General features: G+C 63.6%; 19 protein-coding genes. 5 read left to right on the top strand and 14 right to left on the bottom strand.

Annotated features, from left to right (window positions below; all coding sequences use genetic code 11):
* Nucleotides 1-89: 89 nt before the first annotated feature.
* Nucleotides 90-698, bottom strand: coding sequence for an SCO family protein (locus P7F60_RS05700; RefSeq protein WP_277916749.1), 609 nt, complete (start codon nt 696-698; stop codon nt 90-92).
* 260 nt (nt 699-958) lie between these two features.
* Between P7F60_RS05700 and P7F60_RS05705 the strand changes: the two genes are divergently transcribed.
* The 3 genes from P7F60_RS05705 (at nt 959) to P7F60_RS05715 (ending at nt 3,993) form a co-directional block, all read left to right on the top strand.
* On the top strand, nt 959-2,920 hold the full coding sequence (locus P7F60_RS05705) for a methyl-accepting chemotaxis protein (protein WP_277916750.1): 1,962 nt from the start codon (nt 959-961) through the stop codon (nt 2,918-2,920).
* Nucleotides 2,921-2,922: 2 nt separating this feature from the next.
* Complete coding sequence (locus tag P7F60_RS05710; protein ID WP_277916751.1) at nt 2,923-3,387, top strand: chemotaxis protein CheW; 465 nt, start codon at nt 2,923-2,925, stop codon at nt 3,385-3,387.
* Nucleotides 3,388-3,579: 192 nt separating this feature from the next.
* Complete coding sequence (locus P7F60_RS05715; protein ID WP_277916752.1) at nt 3,580-3,993, top strand: hypothetical protein; 414 nt, start codon at nt 3,580-3,582, stop codon at nt 3,991-3,993.
* Nucleotides 3,994-4,256: 263 nt separating this feature from the next.
* On the opposite strand, the gene P7F60_RS05720 is transcribed toward P7F60_RS05715, so the two are convergent.
* From P7F60_RS05720 to P7F60_RS05760, 9 genes are all read right to left on the bottom strand, one after another.
* The gene (locus tag P7F60_RS05720; RefSeq protein ID WP_277916753.1) at nt 4,257-4,748 is read right to left on the bottom strand and encodes a CreA family protein; all 492 of its coding nucleotides are present in this window, start codon (nt 4,746-4,748) and stop codon (nt 4,257-4,259) included.
* A gap of 61 nt (nt 4,749-4,809) precedes the next feature.
* Nucleotides 4,810-6,969, bottom strand: coding sequence for an NAD-dependent DNA ligase LigA (ligA, locus tag P7F60_RS05725; protein WP_277916754.1), 2,160 nt, complete (start codon nt 6,967-6,969; stop codon nt 4,810-4,812).
* Nucleotides 6,970-7,079: 110 nt separating this feature from the next.
* Entirely contained in the window at nt 7,080-8,753 is a 1,674-nt protein-coding gene (gene recN, locus P7F60_RS05730; RefSeq protein WP_277916755.1) for a DNA repair protein RecN, read from the bottom strand.
* A 14-nt stretch (nt 8,754-8,767) separates the two neighbouring features.
* Nucleotides 8,768-9,637, bottom strand: coding sequence for an outer membrane protein assembly factor BamD (locus P7F60_RS05735; RefSeq protein ID WP_277916756.1), 870 nt, complete (start codon nt 9,635-9,637; stop codon nt 8,768-8,770).
* A 263-nt stretch (nt 9,638-9,900) separates the two neighbouring features.
* The gene (lpxC, locus tag P7F60_RS05740; RefSeq protein WP_277916757.1) at nt 9,901-10,857 is read right to left on the bottom strand and encodes a UDP-3-O-acyl-N-acetylglucosamine deacetylase; all 957 of its coding nucleotides are present in this window, start codon (nt 10,855-10,857) and stop codon (nt 9,901-9,903) included.
* A 271-nt stretch (nt 10,858-11,128) separates the two neighbouring features.
* On the bottom strand, nt 11,129-12,925 hold the full coding sequence (ftsZ, locus tag P7F60_RS05745; protein WP_277916758.1) for a cell division protein FtsZ: 1,797 nt from the start codon (nt 12,923-12,925) through the stop codon (nt 11,129-11,131).
* A gap of 100 nt (nt 12,926-13,025) precedes the next feature.
* Entirely contained in the window at nt 13,026-14,357 is a 1,332-nt protein-coding gene (gene ftsA / locus P7F60_RS05750; protein ID WP_277916759.1) for a cell division protein FtsA, read from the bottom strand.
* Nucleotides 14,354-15,289 carry a cell division protein FtsQ/DivIB gene (locus P7F60_RS05755; protein WP_277916760.1) on the bottom strand — a complete coding sequence of 312 codons (936 nt, stop codon included), beginning with the start codon at nt 15,287-15,289 and terminating at the stop codon, nt 14,354-14,356. Before P7F60_RS05755 ends, ftsA begins: the two co-directional genes overlap by 4 nt.
* A complete protein-coding gene (locus P7F60_RS05760) occupies nt 15,277-16,197 on the bottom strand; it encodes a D-alanine--D-alanine ligase (RefSeq protein ID WP_277916761.1) in 921 nt (306 codons plus the stop codon). The genes P7F60_RS05755 and P7F60_RS05760 overlap by 13 nt, the downstream gene beginning before the upstream one ends.
* Before the next feature lie 459 nt (nt 16,198-16,656).
* Here P7F60_RS05760 and P7F60_RS05765 point away from each other — a divergent pair, with 459 nt between their 5' ends.
* Entirely contained in the window at nt 16,657-17,955 is a 1,299-nt protein-coding gene (locus tag P7F60_RS05765; RefSeq protein WP_277916762.1) for an MFS transporter, read from the top strand.
* 140 nt (nt 17,956-18,095) lie between these two features.
* Complete coding sequence (locus tag P7F60_RS05770; RefSeq protein ID WP_277917186.1) at nt 18,096-19,139, top strand: metallophosphoesterase; 1,044 nt, start codon at nt 18,096-18,098, stop codon at nt 19,137-19,139.
* A 2-nt stretch (nt 19,140-19,141) separates the two neighbouring features.
* On the opposite strand, the gene murB is transcribed toward P7F60_RS05770, so the two are convergent.
* From murB to ftsW, 4 genes are read right to left on the bottom strand one after another with little or no spacing between them, the layout of a single operon-like run.
* Nucleotides 19,142-20,116, bottom strand: coding sequence for a UDP-N-acetylmuramate dehydrogenase (murB, locus tag P7F60_RS05775; RefSeq protein ID WP_277916763.1), 975 nt, complete (start codon nt 20,114-20,116; stop codon nt 19,142-19,144).
* The gene (gene murC / locus P7F60_RS05780; RefSeq protein WP_277916764.1) at nt 20,113-21,528 is read right to left on the bottom strand and encodes a UDP-N-acetylmuramate--L-alanine ligase; all 1,416 of its coding nucleotides are present in this window, start codon (nt 21,526-21,528) and stop codon (nt 20,113-20,115) included. Before murC ends, murB begins: the two co-directional genes overlap by 4 nt.
* Nucleotides 21,525-22,649, bottom strand: a complete 1,125-nt coding sequence (murG, locus tag P7F60_RS05785; protein ID WP_277916765.1) for an undecaprenyldiphospho-muramoylpentapeptide beta-N-acetylglucosaminyltransferase — start codon at nt 22,647-22,649, stop codon at nt 21,525-21,527. Before murG ends, murC begins: the two co-directional genes overlap by 4 nt.
* 22 nt (nt 22,650-22,671) lie before the next feature.
* Nucleotides 22,672-23,826, bottom strand: a complete 1,155-nt coding sequence (ftsW, locus tag P7F60_RS05790; RefSeq protein WP_277916766.1) for a putative lipid II flippase FtsW — start codon at nt 23,824-23,826, stop codon at nt 22,672-22,674.
* Nucleotide 23,827: the final 1 nt, after the last annotated feature.

Consider the following 23,827-nt stretch of genomic DNA (forward strand, 5'->3'; position numbering starts at 1 on the left):
ATGCGAAAAAGGCGGCCGATGCAGCCGCCCGAAACCTTGTTTTCCGCGCTTGTCTTAATCCGGAATCGTCCTCGCGTCAAAAGCGCGAATCAGCCCTTCTTCGCCAGGTTTTCCAGCTTCTGGACTGCGGTTTCCGGGTTCTCCTCATAGGCGATGGTGCCGGCGAAGCGCCCGGCGCCATCGAGCAGGAAGACCGAGGCCGTATGGTCCATCGTATAGTCGCCGTTCGGATCCTTCTCGTCGAGCGGAACCTTCTTGGCGTAGACGCGGAACCCCTTGATGACGTCGGCGATCTTTTCCGGCGGGCCGGAAATGCCGACGATGCGCTTGGAAACGTTGGAGACATACTCGCCGATAATCTCCGGCGTATCGCGTTCGGGATCGACGGTGATGAAATAGGCGTTCAGCTTTTTGCCGTCGGGATCGACCTTGGCGAGCCAGCCGTCGAGTTCGAAAAGCGTGGTCGGGCAGACCTCGGGGCAATGGGTGAAGCCGAAGAACACCGCCGAAGGCTTGCCGCGAAACGCCTGCTCGGTGATCGGCTTGCCGTCTTGGGCGACGAGTTGGAACGGCACCCCGTAGGGACCGGCAGCGATGTCCTGGCGCGTTCTGGTCATTTCCAGCGTCAGCCAGCCGAGCACGCCGGCGACGATGACGATGGCGACCCAAATCATGATACGGAAACGCTTGACGGACATTCCGACCCCCTTCGACAGCATGTGATTGCCCGCCTGATATCGGCTGCCCGCGGGTCTTGCAAATCAAGAAGCGCGTGAAGGCCCGGGGAATCGGCATGGTGCGTCAATTTTTAGCGAAAGTTTAAGCAGTCTTTGCCACATTGGTGATCGCGTTGGCGGACCGGAACCGCAATGACATCACGTCGGCCGATCAAGGATCGGCGTTGCGCATGTATCCAGCGACATCGTTTTGCGGCATCGCGGCCGCCAGGTAGTGCGCCATGACGTCCAGGCAGGTTAGACAGTCCCTTTCGGTGCGGCAGCGGCTTCTGACGTTGTCCGGCGCCTCCCTCCTCGGCTTCGGCGCCGTGATCGCCGTCGGCTGGAGCGAAAACGGCATCGTAAACGCCGCGCTCGACCGCGCCACCGCGACCCAGCACGATATCGACCGTGTCACCGAGATGCGCATCGCCAATCTGGACCTCGTGCTGACGGCGATGGATACCATCATCGATCGTGACGATCGCGCGATTTCGCCCGACCGCGCCGAGATCATCGCGAGATCCCTGCAAACCCTGCGCGAGGGCGCCGGCGAGATGCGGGCGGTGGCCAAGGAAATCGGCCAGCCGGATCTCGTCTCGTCCTTCGATTCCGATGTCAGTGAACTGCAGGCGAGCATCGCGGTCGAACTGAAGCGCATGGTCGAGACCGGCGCGCCGGCGCAAGACTATGCAAAACTGGACGACGTGGTCGATGGCGCCGGTGCGCGCATCACGGCGATGCTGCAGACGCTTTGCGTCGAAGGCCGCAAGATTGTCGACCGGCGCGTGGCCGAGGCGACGGCGATATCGTCGCAATCGCTCGCCATCCAGATCGGCTGCGGACTTCTGGCGCTTCTGTCGGTCATAGGCCTGCAAGCCTGGCATGGCGGCCGGCTGCGGCGCGGGATCCAGGGCGTTCGCGACAGCATGCAGAATATCATCGCCGGCGATTACCAATCGCCGGTCGCGGAAATCGAGGCCGGCGACGAAATCGGCGACATGGCGCGCGCGACGGAATTGTTCCGCCGCGCCGCCCTCGAAAAGCGCGACCTGGAAACGAAAAGCCAGGCCGAACAAAGCGAACGCGAACGCGAGCGCCTGGGCCGCGAAGCTGAAAAGGCCGCCGAACACCGCGACGTTCACGCCGCCGTCGAGGCGCTGGCCGGCGGTCTGACCCGCCTGTCGGACGGCGATATCTCCGTGCGCCTCGAGCGACCGTTCCGCGCCGATCTCGAACAGTTGCGCCTCGATTTCAACCGCACCACCGAAAAGCTCAGCGACGTGCTGGTGCAGATCCGCGAAAACGGCTCCTCGATCGAGGCCAACAGCCGCCAGATGCGCGCGTCGGCCGACGACCTCGCCCGTCGCACCGAGCAGCAGGCGGCCTCGCTGGAAGAAACCTCCGCCGCGCTGGAGGAAATTACCGCCACCGTGCGCTCCACCACGACCCGCGCCGAAGAGGCGAGCCTGATGGTCGACGACACCCGCGCCCGCACCGATCGGGGCGGGCGCGTCGTCGGCGACGCCATGGAGGCGATGGAGCGCATCGAGCGCGCCTCCAGCGAGATCGGCACGATCATCAACGTCATCGACGAAATCGCCTTCCAGACCAATCTCCTGGCGCTGAATGCCGGGGTCGAGGCGGCGCGTGCCGGCGAAGCCGGCAAGGGTTTCGCCGTCGTTGCGCAGGAAGTGCGTGAGCTTGCCGGCCGCACCGCCAACGCCGCCAAGGACGTCAAGCACCTGGTTTCGAAATCCAGCGCCGAGGTAAAGACCGGCGTCGATCTGGTGACCGCCACCGGCGATGCGCTGCGCCAGATCGACGACGACGTGCTGCGCATCAACGATCACGTCAAGGCGATCGTCACCTCCGCCCGCGAGCAATCGGTCGGGCTCACCGAGATCAACAGCGCCGTCGGCCAGATGGACCAGGCGACGCAGAAGAACGCGGCCATGGTCGAGGAAACCAATGCCGCGAGCCACGCTCTGGCCAGCGACGCCGAAAACCTGTCGCAACTGGTCGGCCAGTTCCAGATCCGCGACGGCGCCCGCGCCGTTCGCGCCCCGCAGGCGGCAAGCGCCGCCTCGCGTCCAGCACCGTCGCCCGCAAGACGCCTCGCCGGCAAGCTTGCGGCGGCATTCACATCCGGCAGTGCCGTTTCGAGGACGGCCGCCGCTAGCGAAGAGTGGGAAGAATTTTGACCATGTCCAATGCCATCAAGCAGTCGGGATCCTATCTCGAAATCGTCTCCTTCCATCTGGGCGACCAGGAATTCTGCATCGACATCATGGCCATCCGCGAAATCCGCGGCTGGGCGCCGGTAACGCCGATGCCGCATACACCGCCCTATGTGCTCGGGCTCATCAACCTGCGCGGCGCCGTCATCCCGGTCATCGACATGGCCTGCCGCCTGGGCATGAAGATGACCGAGCCTTCCGAGCGCTCGGCGATCATCGTCACCTATGTCGCCGGCAAGTTGGTCGGCCTGCTGGTCGAGCAGGTTTCCGACATGATGACCATCCGCAGCGAAGACCTGCAGCCGCCGCCGGAAGTCATCCCGGATGCGCAGCGCGCCTTCTGCCGCGGCATCGTAGCCCTTGAAAAGAACATGGTCTGCTTCCTCAACCTGGATACGGTCATCGCCGACGAACTGGCCCAGGCCGCTTAAGCGCACAGGCCGACTTTCCCTGCGGCACCGCTCTTCCTCGAAGGCCGCCCTGCCTCATGGCCGGGCGGCCGAAGGCGTTGTCGCCGCCCCTTTCCCTCGTTTCATGGTAAATAAAGTCTGAAGAAGGCGGAACCGGAACGGTTCTGCCGGTGTTTCCTCTGCGATGTCCCCTGATGTCGGAGGATTACGGTCATGAAGACCCTTGCCATTGGCTCCGCTCTTGCACTTGCCGCCACGCTCGCCGCTATCGACCCCGCCCTTGCCGCGGCCGCTGCGAAAGGCCCGCGTCTCGGCTTCGATGTCGCAGCCGTCGAAGACCGGATGATGCCGCCGGAAGCGATGGCGCCCGACATGATGACGACGGGCTCGATCAGCGCCCACCGACCCTTCAGCGTCGTCTTCCTGAACGATCTCGCGCCCACCGACCCGATGCGTCGCACCGTCGAGCAGAATTCCCAAAATCCCGTGCATCGCGCCGCCGCCCGCGGCTTCGTCAGCGCCGACCCGGCGATTGCGGCACAGCTGCGCGCCCAGAGCCTCGACGAGACCAACATCGTCGGCATCGGCAAGGACGGCGACGGCAACGACGTCATCTACGTCCGCTGATCGAAGCAAGCTGGAACGAAATCCGCCCCGAGACCGAGATCTGCGGGGCGGAAACCGATTCCGGCAAATGGGGTATCTTTACCGGTCACAATTTGGGCAAGACATGAACAGACGACGCCAAAGCGTCCTTGGGGCCGCGTGGATGTCTAGGTGATGGTGCCTCATTTTCCCATTTCGGGGAAGCCTCCTAGCGGGATAGGTGCAAAAATGTTTTGGTCTCAACCGACTTTTTTTGGATGTATATCGCCAAGATATCGCATGAATCAGGGTTTCCCCTTCACCCAGTTCACCTGCTGGCCATAAAGCGGCACGGTCGAAATCGCCATTTTCGCCGATCCGTCGGTCAGTTCGCGCGTATGGGCGAGATAGATCAACGTGTCGTTGGTGCGGTCGTAGATGCGATTGACGACCAGCTTCTTCCAGATCAGCGACATGCCCTCGCGAAACACTTCCTCGCCGTCCTTCGATAGATCGATGTCGCCGACTTCGACCGGCCCGGTCTGGCGGCAGGCGATGGAGTTGTTGGACGGATCCTCAAACCAGTTGCCCTTCTTCAACCGGTCGATGACGCTGCGGTCGAAATAGGTGATATGGCAAGTGACGCCCTTGACCTTGGGGTCGGCCACCGCCTCGACGATGATATCGTTTCCGATCCAGTCGACGCCAACCTTGCCCACCACCTCAGCCTTAACAGCCGCCGCGCCGGCGAGAACCGCCGCAGCCACAAACCCCATGCGAACAATCTTTCCGATCATGACATTTCCCTTCCGACGGACTTCGCCCCAGAGATAGGCATTGTCGCGCGTCGCGCCAAGATCAGGCTTCGGCAATGAAGGCGAGCCACTCGTCCTCATCCATGATGCGGATGTCGAATTCGCGCGCCTTGTCGAGCTTCGAGCCGGCACCCGGGCCGGCGACGACGATATCCGTCTTCTTCGACACCGAGCCGGAGACCTTCGCGCCGAGCCGCTCCGCGCCGGCCTTGGCCTCGTCGCGGGTCATCTTTTCCAGCGAGCCGGTGAACACCACCGTCTTCCCGGCGACCGGGCTTGCCGTCGTCATCGGCTGCTCCGCCGCCTCGGGACGCACTTCGCCCAGCAACCGGTCGACCACCTCGATATTGCGCGGCTCCTTATAGAATTCCACGATGGAACGGGCGACGATCTCGCCGATGCCCTCGACGGCGTTGAGTTCGTTCCACGCCTCGCCGGCAAGCGGCGCCGCCTCCTTCATTGCTACCGCAAACGCATCGTAGGTGCCGTAGGAGCGCGCCAGCAGCTTGGCGGTGGTTTCTCCGACATGGCGGATGCCGAGCGCATAGATGAAGCGATGCAGCGCGATGTCGCGGCGCTTGTCGATCGCCTCGAAAAGTTTGCGCACGCTGACCTTGCCGAAACCGTCGATGTTTTCCAGCTTGGCAAGCGACGACTCCTGACGCGCCTTGAGCGTGAAGATATCCGGCGCCGTGCGGATTTGCAGCGCCGGATCCTCGCTCTCGAAGAAGAAATCGATCTGCTTCGAGCCGAGACCCTCGATGTCGAAGGCATTGCGCGAGACGAAATGCTTCAGATGTTCCGTCGCCTGCGCCCGGCAGACGAAACCGCCGGTGCAGCGGGTCACCGAATCGAGTTTGCCGGTCTTCTCGTTGCGCTCTCGCACCGCGTGGGAACCGCACACCGGACATTTCTTGGGAAACTCATACGCTGCGGCATCTTCCGCGCGCTTCTCCAGCACCACGTCCAGCACCTGCGGGATGACGTCGCCGGCGCGCTGAACGACGACGGTGTCGCCGATGCGGATATCGTGGCCCTCGGGGCGGATGCGTTCGCCGCTATTGCCGATGCCTTCGATGTAATCGGCATTGTGCAGCGTCGCATTGGTGACGACGACGCCGCCGACCGTCACCGGCGTCAGCCGTGCCACCGGCGTCAACGCGCCGGTGCGCCCGACCTGGATATCGATGGCCTCGACCGTGGTGAACGCCTGCTCGGCCGGAAATTTATGCGCCGTCGCCCAGCGCGGCGAGCGCGAGCGGAAGCCGAGACGCTGCTGCAGATCCAGCCGATCGACCTTGTAGACGACGCCGTCGATATCGTAATCCAGTTCCGGCCGTTCCAGGCCGATCTCGTGATAATGGGCCAGGATATCGGCCACCGAATGCAGCCGCTTCATCAGCGGATTGACCGGAAAGCCCCACTCCCTGAATTTTTGCACCATGCCGAACTGGGTATCGGACGGCATCGCCGACATCTCGCCCCAGGCATAGGCGAAGAAGCGCAGCTTGCGGCTGGCGGTTACTTTGGCGTCGAGCTGGCGGAGCGAACCGGCTGCGGTGTTGCGAGGGTTGACATAAGTCTGCTTGCCCTCTGCTTCCATCTGCCGGTTGAGCGCCAGGAAATCGCTTTTCGCCATGTAGATTTCGCCGCGCACCTCGACGACCTCGGGCACGCCGGTCGGCAGGCGGTCGGGGATCTCGGCGATGGTGCGAACATTGGCGGTGACGTTTTCGCCTGTCGTGCCGTCGCCGCGCGTCGCGGCGCTGACCAGTCGTCCGTTCTCATAGCGCAGCGACATGGAAAGGCCGTCGATCTTCGGTTCGGCGGTGAAGGCGATGGAATCATCCGGCAGGTGGCCGAGGAATCGATAGACGCTGGCGACGAAATCACTGACATCCTCGTCCGAAAACGTATTGTCGAGCGACAGCATCGGCCGGGCATGCACGACCGGCGAAAAGGTGACCGAGGGTGCAGCGCCCACCCGCCGCGACGGACTGTCTTCGCGCACCAGCTCGGGAAAGCGCGTCTCGATCGCGTCGTTCAGCCGCTTCAGCGCATCGTAATCGGCATCCGAAATCTCCGGCGCATCCTTGCCGTGATAGAGGGCGTCGTGATGGGCGATCTCCCGCGCCAGCCGCGCCAGTTCCGCAGCGGCCTCTTCCATCGTCATGATATCGACATTGGGATTTTCAGCGGACATCGGCGATCACTCCGGACAAAGGTTTCGCGGAAACTTTTAGAGATTATCGCGCCGAAAGGAAGCGGGGAATGGAGATGCCGCAGCGACTAAACAGCATATTGGCGAAGCGTTCAAACACCGCCGGCCAGAAGGCGCTTGGCGGCGGCGCGGGCTTCCTCGGTCACCGATTCGCCCGCGAGCATCCGGGCGATCTCTTCCGTCCGGTCGGAGGGAGCCATGGTGACCACGCGGGTGGTGACGCGGTCGCTGCCGGGCGCGGCCAGCCCCTTGGAAATCTGGAAATGAGTGATGGCCCGAGCCGCCACCTGCGGCGCATGGGTGACCGTCAGCACCTGCACAGTATCGGAAAGCCGCTTCAGCCGCTGGCCGATGGCATCCGCCACCGCGCCGCCGACGCCCGTGTCGATTTCGTCGAAGACCAGCGTCGGCGCCGAGCCGCGATCGGCGAGCGCCACCTTCAGCGCCAGCAGGAAACGCGAGAGTTCGCCGCCCGAGGCGACCTTGGTGATCGGCCCCGGCCGCGTGCCCGGATTGGTCTGCACATGGAATTCCGCCACGTCGATGCCGTCCGCCGTCGCCTGCCCGGCATCGGTCGTCATCTGCACGGTGAAGCGGGCACGCTCCAGCTTCAGCGCCGGCAGTTCCGCCATGACAGCCTCGGACAAGGCTTCGGCGGCTGTGTGGCGCTTGTCGGACAGAGTACGGGCGGCAGCGTCGAAAGCCTCGCGGGCGGCGGCGACCTGCCGCTCCAGTTCGGCCAGACGCTCCTCGCCGGCGTCGAGTTCGGCAAGATCGGCGATCATCTTTTCGGCCAGCGCCGGCAGGCCGGTGACAGGCACCGAATATTTGCGCGAGGCGGCGCGCAATGCAAACAGCCGCTCCTCGACGCGCTCGAGCTCACGCGGGTCGTATTCCGTCTTGCGCAGCGCCGCCTCGATTTCCATCTGCGCGTTGGAGAGCTGGTCGAGGGCCGAGTCGAGCATCTGCACCGCATCTTCCAGAAGGCCCGGCGCCTCATGGCTCTTGCGCTCCAGCCGCCGCACCAGCGAGGCGATATGCGGCACGGGCGAGGCATTGCCGTTCAGGAAATCGCTGGCCTCGGAAATATCGCCGGCAATGCGCTCTGCCTTCTGCATGCGCGAGCGGCTTTCGGCGAGTTCCTCCTCCTCGCCGTCCTGCGGCGAGAGCACTTCCAGCTCCTCGACCGAGGCGCGCAGATAATCGGCCTCGCGAGCGGCATTCTCCACCTTCTCGCGATGCTTGCGCAGGGTGCGCTCACTGTCGCGCCAGGTCCGGTAAAGAGCGGCGACACCGGTCGCCTCGTCGCCGAGACCGCCAAAGGCGTCGAGCAATTGCCGATGTGCATCGGTGTCGATCAGGGCGCGATCGTCATGCTGGCCGTGGATTTCCACCAGCAACTGCCCCGCCTGGCGCATGAGCTGCACGCCGACCGGCTGGTCGTTGACGAAAGCCTTGGTGCGGCCATCGGCAGATTGCTGGCGGCGAAAGATCAGGTCGCCATCGTCATCGATGCCGTTGTCGCGCAGCAGGCGTCGGGCGGCGTGATCCATCGGCACATCGAACACGGCCGTTACCTGGCCCTTGTCCTGCCCATGGCGCACGAGGCCGCCATCGCCGCGCCCGCCGAGCGCCAGCGACAGACTGTCGAGCAGGATGGACTTGCCCGCGCCGGTTTCGCCTGTGAGCACCGACAATCCCGACTCGAACGCCAGGTCCAGCCGTTCGATCAAGACGATATCGCGGATCGATAGCTGGGTGAGCATGGCTTATCCGGCAATCAGGAGCCCAGCAGCAGCTTCTTGCCGGCGCGCGCGATCCAGGAGCCGGAACTCTCGCGCGGCTCGACACCGCCGCTCTGCAGCAGCTTGTAGCTGTCCGCATACCACTGGCTGTCGGGATAGTTATGGCCGAGCACGGCGGCGGCGGTCTGCGCCTCCTGCACGATGCCCATGGCGTAATAGGCCTCGACGAGGCGCGCCAGCGCTTCCTCGACCTGATTGGTATTCGGGAACTGCTCGACGACGACGCGGAAGCGCGAAATCGCCGCCAGATATTCCTTGCGCTCCAGATAGTAGCGGCCGATCTGCATTTCCTTGCCAGCGAGCTGATCGCGGGCGAAGCGGATCTTGGCCTGGGCGTCGTCGACATATTGCGACTTCGGATAGTTCTGCACCACCTTCATCATCGCTTCGATGGTCTTGGCGGCGGCGCGCTGGTCCTGCGTCACGTTGGCGATCTGCTTGGAATAGGACAGGCCGATCAGGTATTGCACGTAATCGGCGTCTTCCGAATGCGGATACTGGCTCATATAGCGATTGCCGGTGGCGATCGCCTCGTCATACTTGCCCTGGCGGTGCTTGACGAAGGTGGACATGACCAGCGCCTTGCGCGCCCAGTCGGTGAAGGGATGTTGCTGGTCGATGGCATCGAACTTGCGGCCCGCTTCAGCCGTATTGCCGGCGCGCAGGTTGGCGAGGCCCTGATTGTAAAGGGTCTCCGGCGGATCGCTCTCGACGCCGAGCTTGGTGATGTCGATATCGGGGTCGGTCTGGCAACCGGAAATGAAGGCAGCCGTCCCCGCGAGCAGCAAGGAAACGCATACCATTCTTGCCGTCTTCTTCATCATCAACGACCCCGTCCGTTTCATTCGGTCTGATCCCACTTGCCGCCCCGATTGCTCCGCGGCACTCAACTGCTGGCGTTTCTAGCCATAAAAGCACCCGGAGAGCAACGCAATGATGAGGCATTAACGCATTTTTATGGCAAGGCAAGCCACAATTGTCCGTTTATGCGGCTTTGCAAATACAGGAAAAGATTTGAAAATTTCCCCCGTGTCGGTCAAGGCGCATGATCCGTGCACGAAAAAAGCCGCCCTGGAGGAAGCGGCTTTGAAGTTCGGGTTTTTATTTCTTATGCCGACCAGGGCGCGAATTCCGGCGCGTTGACCGCCACGAATTCCCGGGCGCCGACTCGCTGGCGAGCCGCCGGCGGCTCGACCACCTCGTAGGCGGTGGGATCGCTGAGCAGCGCCTTCAGCGCCTGGGCGTTCATGCGATGGCCGCCGCGATAGGAACGGTAGCAGCCGATGAACTGGGCGCCGGCCATGGCGAGGTCGCCGACCGCATCCAGCGTCTTGTGGCGCACGAACTCATCGCCCTTGTAGCGCAGGCCCTCGATGTTGATCACGGCGTGATCGTCGGAAATGACGACCGAATTTTCCAGAGAAGAGCCCAGCGCATAACCGGCGGCCCACAGGCGCTCGACATCACGCATGAAACCGAAGGTGCGGGCCCGCGACAGCTCTGCCTTGAAGGTCTGGGCGGTCAGGTCGCCCTTCCAGGACTGGCGGCCGATCAGCGGCGTTTCGAAATCGATCTCCACCTCGAAGCGGGTTCCGTCATAGGGCAGGAATTCCGACCAGGACGCACCCGATTCGATGCGCACCGGCTTGACGACGCGGATATAGCGGCGCTTGACGCCGAGCGTCTTCGTACCGACCTGCTCGATGGCTTCGATGAAGGGCTCGGAGCTACCGTCCATGATCGGCATTTCGGCGCCATGAACCTCGACGACGATATTGTCGATGCCCATGGCGTAGAGCGCGGCCATCACATGCTCGACGGTGGCGATGGAATGGTCAGGCTGAACGCCGAGCACGGTGCAGAGATCGGTATTGCCGACCTGCGAGGACACTGCCCTCACCTCGGCCACAACCTCACCATCCGTCACCCGCTGGAAGACGATGCCCGTGCCGGCCTCGGCCGGGTGGAACATGATCGAGACGGGGGTTCCCGAATGCACGCCGATGCCGTCAAGCCCCACCGGGCTGGCAATCGTCGTCTGAAACCCCAACAATCCTATCGGCATGAAACTGCGCCTTCTCTGCTGCGCGGGCCGCTCGCATCCGTTGCCGAACGCGGGCCTCTCGCTTGTTCCGGTGACGTCGAACCACTGAGTCCGATCGTCTTCATCCTCTACATACGCGGCGGGGAACGACATTCCAAATCACTGTTTCTTTCGATTTGTTACGAATGCACCCAATTGAAAAGAAACGAATTTTTAACGTTTTGGCGAAGGATGAAACACAAGCGCCCGGGCATGGCTGCCCGGGCGCTTCGAAGCGTGGATTCACGGTCGGTCAGTTCGACTGGCGACGCAGGAAGGCCGGGATTTCGAGCTGGTCTTCCTCGCCGCCGATGCGGCCGGAAGCTACCTGGCGACCGTGATCGTCAAGCTGGCCGCGACGCGGCGCGTAGAGGCTGGCTTCCGGCGACAGCGGACGGCGCTGCTGCTGGGGAGCAGCCTGCGCAGGCGCTGCGGCCTCTGCCGGGAATTCCTCCTCGTCGCGACGGTTCAGCGAGCTGGTGATCCGGCGCAGCAGGCCCATCGGACCGCGCTCTTCCGCATGCGCGGCCGGAGCCGACTGAGTGCGATGATCCATTTCGGCCTTCACGACCGGCGGGAAATCCTCGACCTTGGGCATGCGCACCGGCGCTTCCGCGGCGGGGCGGATGACCGGAGCCGCAGGCTCCTGGCGCATCATCGGCTGCTGCTGACCACCCAGCGGCTGGCCAACGCCCGGCGCCGGGGCATGCTGCTGCATGACCGGCGACGGCTGATGATGGACCGGCTGCTGTGCGACCGGCTGCTGCATCAGCGGTGCCGCCGGACGGGCGGCGACAGGCGCGTCCACCGGAGCGGACTGGGCAAACAGCTTGCTCTGCGGGCGGAAGGCGTCTTCCTGCGGCGCCTGCTGCATGGCCGGGCGATGGGCGGCGATATCAAGTTCACGCTCCAGCTCGGCTTCGGCCGAACGGATGGTCTGCGCAACCGGATCGATGGCGGCTTTCGGTGCCTGCATCACGGCGGCAGGCTGAGGTGCGGCCGCTGCCGGAGCGGCGGCCGCGGACGGACGGATAGCGGGCTTCGTCACCTGGCGAAAGTCGATATCCTTGTTGGCTTCCGAGAGAACGCGGTCGATGCCCGTGGCGACGACCGAAACGCGGATGATGCCGTCGAGCGATTCGTCGAAGGTAGCGCCGAGGATGATGTTGGCGTCCGGATCGACTTCCTCGCGGATGCGGGTCGCGGCTTCGTCGACTTCGAACAGGGTAAGGTCGCGACCGCCGGTGATGGAGATCAGCAGGCCTTGCGCGCCCTTCATCGAAGTTTCGTCGAGCAGCGGGTTGGCGATCGCAGCTTCGGCGGCCTGCATGGCGCGGCCCGAACCGGAAGCTTCGCCCGTGCCCATCATCGCGCGGCCCATCTCGCGCATCACCGAGCGAACGTCGGCGAAGTCGAGGTTGATGAGGCCTTCCTTGACCATCAGGTCGGTGATGCAGGCAACGCCCGAATACAGCACCTGGTCGGCCATCGCGAAGGCATCGGCGAAGGTCGTCTTATCGTTGGCGATGCGGAACAGGTTCTGGTTCGGAATGACGATCAGCGTGTCGACCGACTTCTGCAGTTCCTGAATGCCCTGTTCTGCAAGGCGCATGCGCCGTGCGCCCTCGAAATGGAACGGCTTGGTGACGACTCCGACGGTGAGGATGCCCTTGTTGCGCGCGGCCTGCGCGACGACCGGGGCAGCACCCGTGCCGGTGCCGCCGCCCATGCCGGCGGTGACGAAGCACATATGCGTTCCATTGAGGTGATCGACGATCTCGTCGATGCATTCTTCAGCGGCGGCGCGGCCGACTTCCGGCTGCGAGCCGGCGCCGAGGCCTTCCGTGACGTTGATGCCGAGCTGAATGATTCGCTCCGACTTCGCCATGGCGAGCGCCTGGGCATCGGTATTGGCGACGACGAAATCGACGCCCTGCAGCCCGGCTGTGATCATGTTGTTCACGGCGTTGCCGCCGCCGCCGCCCACGCCGAATACGGTAATCCGAGGCTTCAGCTCGGTGATGTCTGGCTTTTGCAGCTTGATTGTCATTTACCCGTTCCTTCTTTATCCGGCCGCATCACCACGCCGGCCAATATGTTTCGTTACCTGCGTCACCTTGCCCGGAACCGGTGTCGGTCCCGGCGCGGTGTCAAAAACTCTCTTTCAACCACTGCCCCACGCGCGCGATCCGGCTATTGCCGCCGCCCAGCGATGACAGCAAACCACCTTGACCCGCATGGGTTTCCATATCGGCGACCTGCGGATAGATCAGCAGGCCGACCGCCGTCGAAAAGGCCGGGCCCTTGGCTGCCGTCGGCAGGCCGGAGACACCCATCGGGCGGCCGATGCGGACATTGCGCGCCAGAATGCGGCGGGCGGCTTCCGAAAGGCCGGTCAACTGGCTGGCGCCGCCGGTCAGGACGACACGCTTGCCGACGATGGGACTGAAACCGGAGCGCTGGATGCGGTCGCGGATCAGTTCCAGCGTTTCCTCGATGCGGGCGCGCACGATGCGCGACACCAGCGCGCGCGGCACCTGGGTCGGCTGGTCGCGGTCGTCCTCGCCGATCGGCGGGATGGAGACCAGGTCGCGCTCGTCGCCAGCATTCGGCAAAGCAGAGGCATGAACCACCTTCAACCGTTCGGCATCCTCGATCCGGGTCGAAAGACCGCGGGCGAGATCGGTGGTGACGTGATGGCCGCCGAGGCTGACGGCATCGATATGCACCAGCTTGCCCTCGGCGAAGACCGAGATGGTCGTGGTGCCGCCGCCCATGTCGATGGCGGCGCAGCCGAGTTCGACCTCGTCGTCGACCAGCGCGGCCAGGCCGCTGGCATAGGGGGTCACGACCATGCCCTCGACCGACAGATGCGCGCGGTTGATGCACAGTTCGAGGTTCTTCAGCGCCGTGCGCTCGGAGGTCACCACATGCATGTCGACACCGAGAACGTCGCCATACATGGAGAGCGGATCGCGGATGCCACGTTCTCCATCCAGCGAATAGCCCGTCGGCAGCGAATGCAGCACGGCGCGGTCGTTGCGCACCGATTGCTGGCAGGCGGCGGTCAGCACGCGCCTGAGATCGCCCGCTTCCACTTCCTGGCCGCCGAGATCGATGGTGGCGGTATAGACGTCGCTAGCGACGCGGCCAGCGGAGACGTTGACGATCAGGCTGTCGACGGTAAGCCCCGCCATGCGCTCGGCCGCATCGACGGCAAGCCGCACGACGCTCTCGACCGCTTCCAGATCGGCGATGACGCCGGCCTTGATGCCGCGCGAGCGCTGATGCCCGATCCCGATCACCTCGACATGATGGGTGCGGTTGGGAAGGATTTCGCTTTCTTCGCGCGGCGTCAGCCGGCCGATCATGCAAACGACCTTGGTCGAGCCGATGTCGAGCACCGTAACGACATGAGACCGCTTGGATGACAGCGGCTTGAGACGCGGCAGACCGAAATGTGAGGATCCGAAGATGCTCATATCTGTTTCTCCGCTTTCTTGATGGCCTTGTCCCGGGCCTGCACGGCCACCTGGCGGCGCTCGGCGGCGCCGGGGGTCAGCTGAATGGTGGTTCTGTCGGGCAGCCGCAGGTCGACGGCGGCGATGTCGCGCTCCAGCAGCTTGTGTTCGGCATCGAACTCGGTGAGCTGCTGCAGGGCGCGCGCCACGTCGGTTTCCGGCAGCTTGACGACGATGCCGTTGTCGAGATGCAAATCCCAGCGACGGCCGGCAACGCGCACGAAAGCCTTGACGCGCTTTTTCATCTCCGGCCAGTCGGCGAACTGCTTTTCAAAGTCGTTGACGGCGCGCTCGGCGTTCTGGCCGACGAACAGCGGCAGCGTCGTGTATTTGTTGTCACGCAAGGGGGCGATGACGGCGCCGCTCTTTTCGATCAGCGACAGTTCCGCGCCATGCTGCCAGATGGCATAGGCTTCCCGCTCCTTCAGTTTCACCTCGATGGTGCGCGGATAGATCTTGCGCACCTCGGCGTCCTGGACCCAGGGCAGGTGGATGAGCTTCTGGCGGGCGGCGTTGATGTCGAGCGCCACCAGCGAGGTGGTGCCATCGAGACCCAGCAATTGCAGGATATCGATTTCCGAGGTCTGGTTGTTGCCCGAAACCTTGACGTCCTCGATGGCGAAGCCGACGGCGGTCGTCGTGGCTTCCGCCAGCGAATCGGCCTGGCCGCCAAGCGACATGCCGTAGAGCCCTGTCGCCCCGAAGAAGACGAAGGTGGCGAGCGTGCCGGTATGGGCGGGAATATGGATGCGCCCGGTGGCAAGGCTCACCATGAAGCGCACCATGCGCCTGAGAGGCCGGGGCAGGACGATCTTGTCGTCCAGCTCGACCGGCAGCGGCGCGGCATAGGCCGGCTGCTGCTTCATCGCCTTTTTGCCGATCAGCGCGAACACGAAGCGTCCTCCACCATCCAACGGAGAAATTTACCAAAGGAAAGGCCCGCATGTTGAGCCATTTCGGGCACCAGGGAGGTGGGTGTCATGCCGGGTTGCGTATTGATCTCCAGCCAGATGACCTCGCCATCGCCTGAGGAGTCGTCGAACCGGAAATCGGAGCGGCTGACGCCGCGGCACCCGATCGCTTGATGCGCCTTGAGAGCCAATTGTTGTATTGTTTGGTAAATATTCGGTGAAATCTGCGCCGGAATGACGTGGCGTGAGCCGCCTGCGGCATACTTTGCGTCGTAGTCGTAGAACTCCTGCGCGACCGGGATGATCTCGGTGACGCCAAGCGGCGTATCGCCCATGACGCCGCAGGTCAGCTCACGGCCCGGCACATAGCGCTCGACCATGACCCGGTCGCCGTAGCGCCATTCGGCGGAGGTGAGGATCTGCGGCGGATGGGTGCGGTCTTCCTTGACGATGACCACGCCGAAGGATGAGCCCTCGCGCACCGGCTTGACGACATAGGGCGGCTTGATCGGATGCTCGTTGCCGATCTCGAAACGGCTCATCACCCGCGCTTCGGCCACGGGAATGCCCGCCGCCTTGGCGACATGCTTGGCCTGCGCCTTGTCCATGGCCAGCGCCGAGGCGAGCACGCCCGAATGCGTATAGGGAATTTCCAGATATTCGAGGATGCCCTGGATGGTGCCGTCCTCGCCATAGGGGCCGTGCAGGGCATTGAAGGCGACGTCGGGGCGCATCTCCGCCAGCACCGAGGCGACATTGCGGTCGACATCGATGCGCGTTACGCGAAAGCCTTCGGCTTCGAGCGCATCCGCACAGGCCGCACCCGAGGACAGGCTCACCGGCCGCTCCGAGGAAAACCCGCCCATCAGGACAGCAATATGCTTTGTCATTCACGCCCCCAAATCATGTCTGCGTTGGCCCTGTCCCCCATCTCCGCGCCTGCGGCGAATCGGGACATTCCGCGCCATGTCCGAGTTAGACGCCATTAAGGTTAATGAAGTGTTTACTTTCGTTAACCGGTGCCGGTTCGGCACAAATATTTCTACGCCACCCTGTCCATGGAATCGGATTCGCTCTCTGGAATCAGAGAGTTGCAGTGCAGGCAAGCATGGCGGCGGATGTGTTCTGGAATGAGGCCTTCACCGCTCTCGCCTCCAATCCGCCCGCGTTTCCCGGCTTTTCCGGAGAAAGAACACCTCCACCCAGGCGCGCCATGCATAACAGCCATGCAAAAATAGCAAATCAGCAAGACTTATTAATACGACCTGTGCATTTCCCGCTTGGTAAAAATCAATTAGGAGGGGGGAAGGCCCATCGACGGCCCTCAAACGTTCCCGATTGGAAAGACAATGACCGACGCGATATCGCGCATATCGCCGACCCCGGACGCATCGAACAAGGTCAATTCGCCTGCACAAGTTCTGATGGCCAGCCTGGTCGGCACGACCATCGAATTCTTCGACTTCTACGTCTATGCCACCGCCGCCGTGCTGGTGTTCCCGACGCTGTTCTTCCCCAACAGCGATCCGACCACGGCGCTGCTCTCCTCCTTCGCCACCTTCTCCATCGCCTTCTTCGCCCGGCCGTTCGGCGCCGTCGTGTTCGGCCATTTCGGCGACCGCATCGGCCGCAAGACGACGCTGGTGGCCGCGCTCCTGACCATGGGCATCTCGACCGTCGTCATCGGCCTCCTGCCCTCCTACGAGCAGATCGGCGTCGTCGCGCCTCTGCTTCTGGCGCTGTGCCGCTTCGGCCAGGGCTTCGGGCTTGGCGGCGAATGGGGCGGCGCGGTGCTGCTCGCCACCGAAAACGCGCCCGAGGGCAAGAAAAGCTGGTACGGCATGTTCCCGCAGCTCGGCGCTCCCGTCGGCCTGTTCCTGTCGTCGGGCATCTTCTGGCTGCTGCTGCAGGTCATGTCGCAGGAGGCGCTTTTGAGCTGGGGCTGGCGCGTACCGTTCATCGCCTCGATCATCCTGATCGTCATCGGGCTGTGGGTGCGCCTGTCGATCACCGAGACGCCGGACTTCCAGAAGGCCATCGACAGCCATGAGCGCGTCGCGGTCCCCGTCGCCGAGCTTTTCGCCAACCACAAGCGCTCGCTGCTGCTCGGCACCTTCGTGGCGCTGGCGACCTTCGTGCTGTTCTATATCGGCTCGGCCTATCTGCTATCCTACAACGTCAAGGTCCTGAAGATCCCATTCCTCGACGCGCTGGAGGTGCAGATCCTCGGCTCGATCGTCTTCGGCATCTTCATCCCCATCGTCGGCAAGCTGGCGGAGCGATTCGGCCGCCGCGAGGTGCTGATCCTGACCACCGTGCTGATCGGCCTCTTCTCCTTCTTCCTGCCCGGCCTGATGACCGGCGGCGAAGGCTCAATCTTCGTCTTCGTGATCTTCGCCATGGCGCTGATGGGCATGACCTACGGGTTGATCGGCACGGCGCTCGCCGCGCCCTTCCCCACCGCCGTGCGCTACACCGGCTCGTCGATCACCTTCAACCTCGCCGGCATCTTCGGGGCGTCGCTTGCACCCTACATCGCCACCTGGCTGCAGGCGAATTACGGCATGACCTATGTCGGTTATTACCTCGGCATTTCCGCCGCGGTAACGCTGGTCTGCATCCTCGCCTCCGGCAAGGATGAGGTCTAAATCGAGCTGGGCCGCGCCTGACGCGCGGCCCTCTCCCTTTCACTCAGCTTCCAGCGATTCTATACTCAGCGCTTCCCTTTCGCATGGAGCGCCTTTTGATTCGCAGACGTGATTTTCTGGCCGGCGGCAGCCTTGTCCTCATGCTCGGCCCGCGCGCCGCCGGCGCGGCCATTCCCGCCACCGACGTCACCTTCCTCGTCATCAACGACGTGCATGCCTGCCGCATGGGCGATGGGCTCAGCCCCAATTGCCTGGAGGAAGGCAAGACCGATGCGAACCTGCTGCGCCACATCGCAGCGCTCAACGCCATCCACGAGAATCGCTGGCCGAGCGAAATCGACGGCAAGCCGACCGGCCTTGCTGGCGCCGGGGAAACCATCGCCAAACCGCTCGGCGTCGTCGTCTGCGGCGACGTCACCGACGATGGCGGCGGACAGACGGCGGAGCCAGGCGAAGGCGCGCAACTGCTGCAATTCTCCCACCGCTACCAGCAGGGCCACGGGCCGGACCGGGTCCATTATCCCGTCTATATCGGGCTCGGCAATCACGACCTCGACCAGGACGGCCGACCACCCAACCTCGACTGGTATCGCAACGAATTGCGCGATTACGTGCGCCTCAATCACAAGCCCAGCGTCTTCTTCAAACCGACCGTCCCTGTCGACAATTACGACGAGGCCTCCGACAATTATTCATGGAACTGGCAGGGCCTGCACCTCGTCCAGATGCAGCGCTTCGCCGGCGACCGCAACAAGGGTGCTGCCGGCGGCCTCGACTGGCTGAAGGCCGACCTCGCCGCCTATGCCGGCGACGGCCGCCCGGTGGTGCTGTTCCAGCACTACGGCTGGGATCATTTTTCGCTGGAGCGCTGGGATCCCGAAAAGAAGACTTTCGATGCCGAAGGCGACGGCCCGCCGCATTGGTGGTCGGATGCCGACCGCGCCGCCCTGCTCGATATCCTAAAAGGCTACAATATCGCCGCCATCTTCCACGGCCATGAGCACGAGACGGCGATGATCTACCAGGCCGCCGGGCTCGATATCGTCAAGGCCACCGCCGCCTATATGGGCGGTTTCGCGCTGGTGCGGGTCACGGAAAAGGGCATGGACGTGGTGCTTGGAACCGCCATGGACGAAACGGGCGGCGTAAAATTTCTCGCCGCCCATCATAAAAGTTTTGCCTGACCTCAGTCGGTCGTCACGCCCTGGAAGGGCGCCACCTCGCGTCCCGGCATGAAGATGCCGAGGCGCTTGATTTCCCATTGCAGCTTGATGCCCGAGGTCTCGAACACGCGGGCGCGCACGGCCTCGCCGAGATATTCAAGATCGTAGCCGGTGGCATGGCCGATATTGATCATGAAATTGCAATGTAGCGACGACATCTGCGCCCCGCCGATCATCAGCCCGCGGCAACCGGCATCGTCGATCAGCTTCCAGGCCGAATGGCCCTCGGGATTCTTGAAGGTCGAGCCGCCGGTCTTCTCGCGGATCGGCTGCACCGTCTCGCGATGGTTGCGCACCGCATCCATCTCGGCGCGGATGACCGCCCGATCCTCGGCATAGCCCTGGAAGACGGCATGGGTGAAGATCAGGTCGGCCGCCGCCTGGCTGTGGCGGTAGCTGTAGCCCATATCGGCATTGGAGAGCACATGCCTGTTGCCCTTGCGGTCGACGGCATGAACCTCGACAACACGCATGGCCGTCTCGACGCCGTTGGCGCCGGCGTTCATGCGAAGCGCGCCCCCGACACTGCCGGGAATGCCATAATAGAAATGCAGCCCGCCGATACCGTTATCGGCCGCCATCGCCGCGACGTTCTTGTCCGGGCAGATCGCGCCGGCGCGGATGCGGTTCTCGCCGGCAAGCTCCACCTGACCGAAGCCCTTGGCCGACAGGCGTAGCACGACGCCGGGAATGCCGCCGTCGCGCACCAGAAGGTTCGAGCCGACGCCGACCACGGTCAGGGGCACCTCTTCCGGCAACACGCTCAAGAAGGTTACGAGATCGTCGACGTCATGCGGCTGGAACATCAGCTCGGCCAGCCCGCCGGCCTGGAACCAGGTGACCCGATCCATCGGCGCGTCAGGCGTCAAGCGTCCTCGAAGCTGGCTGACCTTGTCTCCGAGAGAGGCCAGAAGTTTTTCCCCATTCACCTGTTTCATGCGGACTGTCCCGAAATGCCTTCCAATTCCCTGGGCAGCGCAGCCGCCCATTGCGTGATATTACCAGCCCCCAACAAAACCACGAAATCACCGGGCTTAGCAATGCCCGCGACGATCGGAGCCAGATCCTGCGGTGTTTCCAGGTATCGGGCGTCGCGATGTCCGGCGGCCTTGATGCGCGAGACCAGCGTCTGCGAATCGGCTTCGGGAATCGCATCCTCGCCCGCCGAATAGACCGGCGCGATCAGGATACTGTCGGCATCGTTGAAGCAGGCGGCGAATTCCGCCATCAGGCTCGACAGGCGGGTATAGCGATGCGGCTGGTGGACGGCGATGATGCGCCCGCCCGTCGCCTCACGCGCCGCCCGCAGGACGGCCTTGATTTCCACCGGATGGTGGCCGTAATCATCGAAGACTTTTACGCCGTTCCATTCGCCGGTCAGCGTGAATCGCCGCTTGACGCCGCTGAAAGAGGCAAGCCCCTTGCGGATATCCTCATTGGAAATGCCGAGCCGGTTGGCGACGGCAATCGCCGCCGTCGCGTTTGAAACATTGTGGCGCCCGGGCATCGGCAGCACCAGATCCTTGAGTTCGAACACCTTGCCGGTACGGCGGCGGCGGATCTCGACGTCGAAGGTCGCTTTGGTACCCTCGATGCGCACATTCATGAAGCGCGCATCGGCCTGCGGGTTTTCGCCATAGGTGATGACCTTTCGATCCTCGATGCCGGCCACCAGCGCCTGCACTTCCGGATGGTCGAGGCACATGACGCCGAAACCGTAAAACGGCACGTTTTCCACAAATTGACGGAAGGCGGCGCGCACGGCGTCGAAATTTCCGTAGTGGTCGAGATGCTCGGGATCGATATTGGTGACCACGGCGACGTCGGCCGGCAGCTTCAGGAAGGTGCCGTCCGATTCGTCGGCCTCGACCACCATCCATTCGCCCTCGCCCATGCGGGCATTGGTGCCATAGGCATTGATGATGCCGCCATTGATGACAGTCGGGTCGAGCCCGCCGGCTTCCAAGAGCGTGCCGACCATCGAAGTGGTTGTCGTCTTGCCATGCGTGCCGCCGATGGCGATGGCATTGCGGAAGCGCATCAGTTCCGCCAGCATTTCGGCGCGGCGCACGATCGGCAACAGTTTTTCACGCGCGGCGATCAGTTCGGGATTGTTCTTGCGGATGGCGGTCGAAACCACCACCACCTCGGCATCGCCGAGGTTTTCGGCCTTGTGGCCGACGAAGACTTCGATGCCCTTGTCGCGCAGGCGCTGCACATTGGCGCTTTCGGACTGGTCGGAGCCCTGCACGCGATGGCCGAGATTGTGCAGCACCTCGGCGATGCCGCTCATCCCGATCCCGCCGATGCCGATGAAGTGGACAAGGCCGATGGCCTTCGGCATTTTCATGCGCGCGCTCCCTTGAACTGTGTAATCGATTGCCCGGCGGCGACGGCCTCGACCATGTCGGCGAGAACCTGCGTCGCCTGCGGGCGCCCGGCCTTCTTCGCCGCCGCGGCCATGCGCGAAAGCTTGTCCGGGTCATGCATGCAATGCTTGATGATGGAAGCCAGACGCTCCGGCGTCAACTCGGCCTGCGGGATCACCTTGGCCCCGCCATGGGCGGCCAGCGACGCGGCATTGGCCGCCTGGTCATGATCGAGTGCATAGGGATAAGGCACCAGCACCGAGGGGCGGCCGATGACGGAAATTTCCGAGACGGTCGAAGCGCCGGAGCGGCAGATCACCAGATGCGCGGCCGCGATGCGCTGCGCCATATCGGTGAAGAAGGGCGAAATATCCGCCGGCGCGCCGAGCTTGGCAAAGCAGCTCGTCACCTTGTCCTTGTCTTCCGGCCGCGCCTGCTGGGTCAGCACCAGCCGGCTGCGATCCTCGTCTTCGAGCAGGCTGACGGCATTGGGAATGGCGGCGGAAAAATATTGCGCGCCCTGGCTGCCGCCGAACACGACCAGCCGGAAAGGCTCGCCGGGGCCGGAAGGCGCATAGGCCGTTTCCGCCGCCTTCAGCACTGCCGGGCGCACCGGATTACCGGTCGTGACAATCTTGTCGGCGAACGGACCTTCGCCTTCGGGAAGAAAACCACCGGCAATCGCCTTGACGCGCTTGGCCAGCGCCTTGTTGGCGCGGCCCATCACAGCGTTCTGCTCGTGCAGCATCGAGGGCACGCCGAGACCGGTGGCGGCGAGCAGCGGCGGCAGGGTTGGATAACCGCCGAAGCCGACGACGATGCGCGGCTTGATCCGAGAAATCAGCCGCCGGGCGGCGCGCATGCCGGTCCACAACGTCCACAGCGAGCGCGCCACGGCAATCGGGTTCTTCGAACCGATGGTGGCCGAGGGCACGACGTGGATCTCGTCGGCGGGAAATTTTCCGGCAAACCGTTCGGCGCGGCTGTCGGTGACCAGATGCACCGCATAACCACGCGCCTTCAGCTCATGCGCCAAAGCTTCCGCGGGAAAGACATGGCCGCCCGTTCCGCCGGCGGCGAGGAGGACGATACCTTTTGTCATACATTATCTCCGGATGTGCCCGTCATTCGGCAGGAACGCCCTGCTGCATGCGGAACAGGCTCCGCTCCTGCGCGCGCCGCTCCGGGCGGTGGCGGGTCAGCGCAAGAATGAAGCCAGCCGTGACACATATGGCGATCATCGACGATCCGCCATAGGAAATAAGTGGCAGGGTCATGCCCTTTGCCGGAAGAAGCTCGAGATTCACCCCGACATTAATCATCGACTGCATGCCGATCTGCAGCACGAGACCGGCAACGGCGAAGCGGTTGAAGTCGTCGCGCTCGTTGAAGGCATGCTTGAGGCCGCGCAGCACGACAAAGGTGAAGATCGCCACCAGCACCATGCAGAACAAGATGCCGAATTCTTCCGCCGCCACCGAGAAGATGAAGTCGGTATGGCTGTCGGGAATGATACGCTTGACGATGCCCTCGCCCGGTCCCTGGCCGAACCAGTCGCCGCGGATGATCGCCTCGCGGGCGGTGTCCACCTGGAAGGTGTCGCCCTCGCCGGTCAGAAACTTGTCGATACGCGACGCAACGTGAGGGAAGATGTAATAGGCGCTGAACAACCCGCCGACACCGCCGACGCCGAGCAGGATGATCCAGATCCACGGCATGCCAGCCATGAAGAACATGCCGCCCCAAACAGCACTTGTCAGGATCGTCTGCCCGAGGTCAGGCTGGGCGACAAGCAGCGCCGCGACGATGCCGTAGAGAATGATGGCGAAGAGATTGCCGGGGATTTCCGGCTGGCGTGCATGTTCGGAAAACAGCCAGGCGCAGACGACGACGAAGGCCGGCTTCATGAATTCGGAGGGCTGGACGCCGAAGCTGCCGATCGAGAACCAGCGCCGCGAGCCCTTGATCTCGACGCCGAAGAACAGCGCCAGGATCATCATCGACAGCGATACAATGAGCAGGATGACCGCCGTGCGCCGCACCTGGCGCGGCGTCAGGAAGGACAGGCCGACCATGATGATAACAGACGGCACCAGGAAGGCCGCGTGGCGCTTGACGAAGTGGAAGCTGTCGAGGCCGATGCGCTCGGCCACCGGCGGCGAGGCCGCGAAGGACAGCATGAAGCCAATCCCCATCAACAGCACGAAGGTGGCGAGAAACACCCGGTCAATCGTCCAGAACCAGTCCGCGACAGGTCCACGCTCGGCTCGGCTTACCATG

The organism is Rhizobium sp. YJ-22, from assembly GCF_029601685.1.
Classification (GTDB): Bacteria; Pseudomonadota; Alphaproteobacteria; order Rhizobiales; family Rhizobiaceae; genus Metarhizobium.

What these genes read in the sequence shown, in the direction of transcription:
- P7F60_RS05700 (WP_277916749.1), bottom strand. Translation starts at nt 698, where the DNA reads ATGTCCGTCAAGCGTTTCCGTATCATGATTTGGGTCGCCATCGTCATC.
- P7F60_RS05705 (WP_277916750.1), top strand. Translation starts at nt 959, where the DNA reads ATGACGTCCAGGCAGGTTAGACAGTCCCTTTCGGTGCGGCAGCGGCTT.
- P7F60_RS05710 (WP_277916751.1), top strand. Translation starts at nt 2,923, where the DNA reads ATGTCCAATGCCATCAAGCAGTCGGGATCCTATCTCGAAATCGTCTCC.
- P7F60_RS05715 (WP_277916752.1), top strand. Translation starts at nt 3,580, where the DNA reads ATGAAGACCCTTGCCATTGGCTCCGCTCTTGCACTTGCCGCCACGCTC.
- P7F60_RS05720 (WP_277916753.1), bottom strand. Translation starts at nt 4,748, where the DNA reads ATGATCGGAAAGATTGTTCGCATGGGGTTTGTGGCTGCGGCGGTTCTC.
- ligA (WP_277916754.1), bottom strand. Translation starts at nt 6,969, where the DNA reads ATGTCCGCTGAAAATCCCAATGTCGATATCATGACGATGGAAGAGGCC.
- recN (WP_277916755.1), bottom strand. Translation starts at nt 8,753, where the DNA reads ATGCTCACCCAGCTATCGATCCGCGATATCGTCTTGATCGAACGGCTG.
- P7F60_RS05735 (WP_277916756.1), bottom strand. Translation starts at nt 9,637, where the DNA reads ATGAAACGGACGGGGTCGTTGATGATGAAGAAGACGGCAAGAATGGTA.
- lpxC (WP_277916757.1), bottom strand. Translation starts at nt 10,857, where the DNA reads ATGCCGATAGGATTGTTGGGGTTTCAGACGACGATTGCCAGCCCGGTG.
- ftsZ (WP_277916758.1), bottom strand. Translation starts at nt 12,925, where the DNA reads ATGACAATCAAGCTGCAAAAGCCAGACATCACCGAGCTGAAGCCTCGG.
- ftsA (WP_277916759.1), bottom strand. Translation starts at nt 14,357, where the DNA reads ATGAGCATCTTCGGATCCTCACATTTCGGTCTGCCGCGTCTCAAGCCG.
- P7F60_RS05760 (WP_277916761.1), bottom strand. Translation starts at nt 16,197, where the DNA reads ATGACAAAGCATATTGCTGTCCTGATGGGCGGGTTTTCCTCGGAGCGG.
- P7F60_RS05765 (WP_277916762.1), top strand. Translation starts at nt 16,657, where the DNA reads ATGACCGACGCGATATCGCGCATATCGCCGACCCCGGACGCATCGAAC.
- P7F60_RS05770 (WP_277917186.1), top strand. Translation starts at nt 18,096, where the DNA reads ATGCTCGGCCCGCGCGCCGCCGGCGCGGCCATTCCCGCCACCGACGTC.
- murB (WP_277916763.1), bottom strand. Translation starts at nt 20,116, where the DNA reads ATGAAACAGGTGAATGGGGAAAAACTTCTGGCCTCTCTCGGAGACAAG.
- murC (WP_277916764.1), bottom strand. Translation starts at nt 21,528, where the DNA reads ATGAAAATGCCGAAGGCCATCGGCCTTGTCCACTTCATCGGCATCGGC.
- murG (WP_277916765.1), bottom strand. Translation starts at nt 22,649, where the DNA reads ATGACAAAAGGTATCGTCCTCCTCGCCGCCGGCGGAACGGGCGGCCAT.
- ftsW (WP_277916766.1), bottom strand. Translation starts at nt 23,826, where the DNA reads ATGGTAAGCCGAGCCGAGCGTGGACCTGTCGCGGACTGGTTCTGGACG.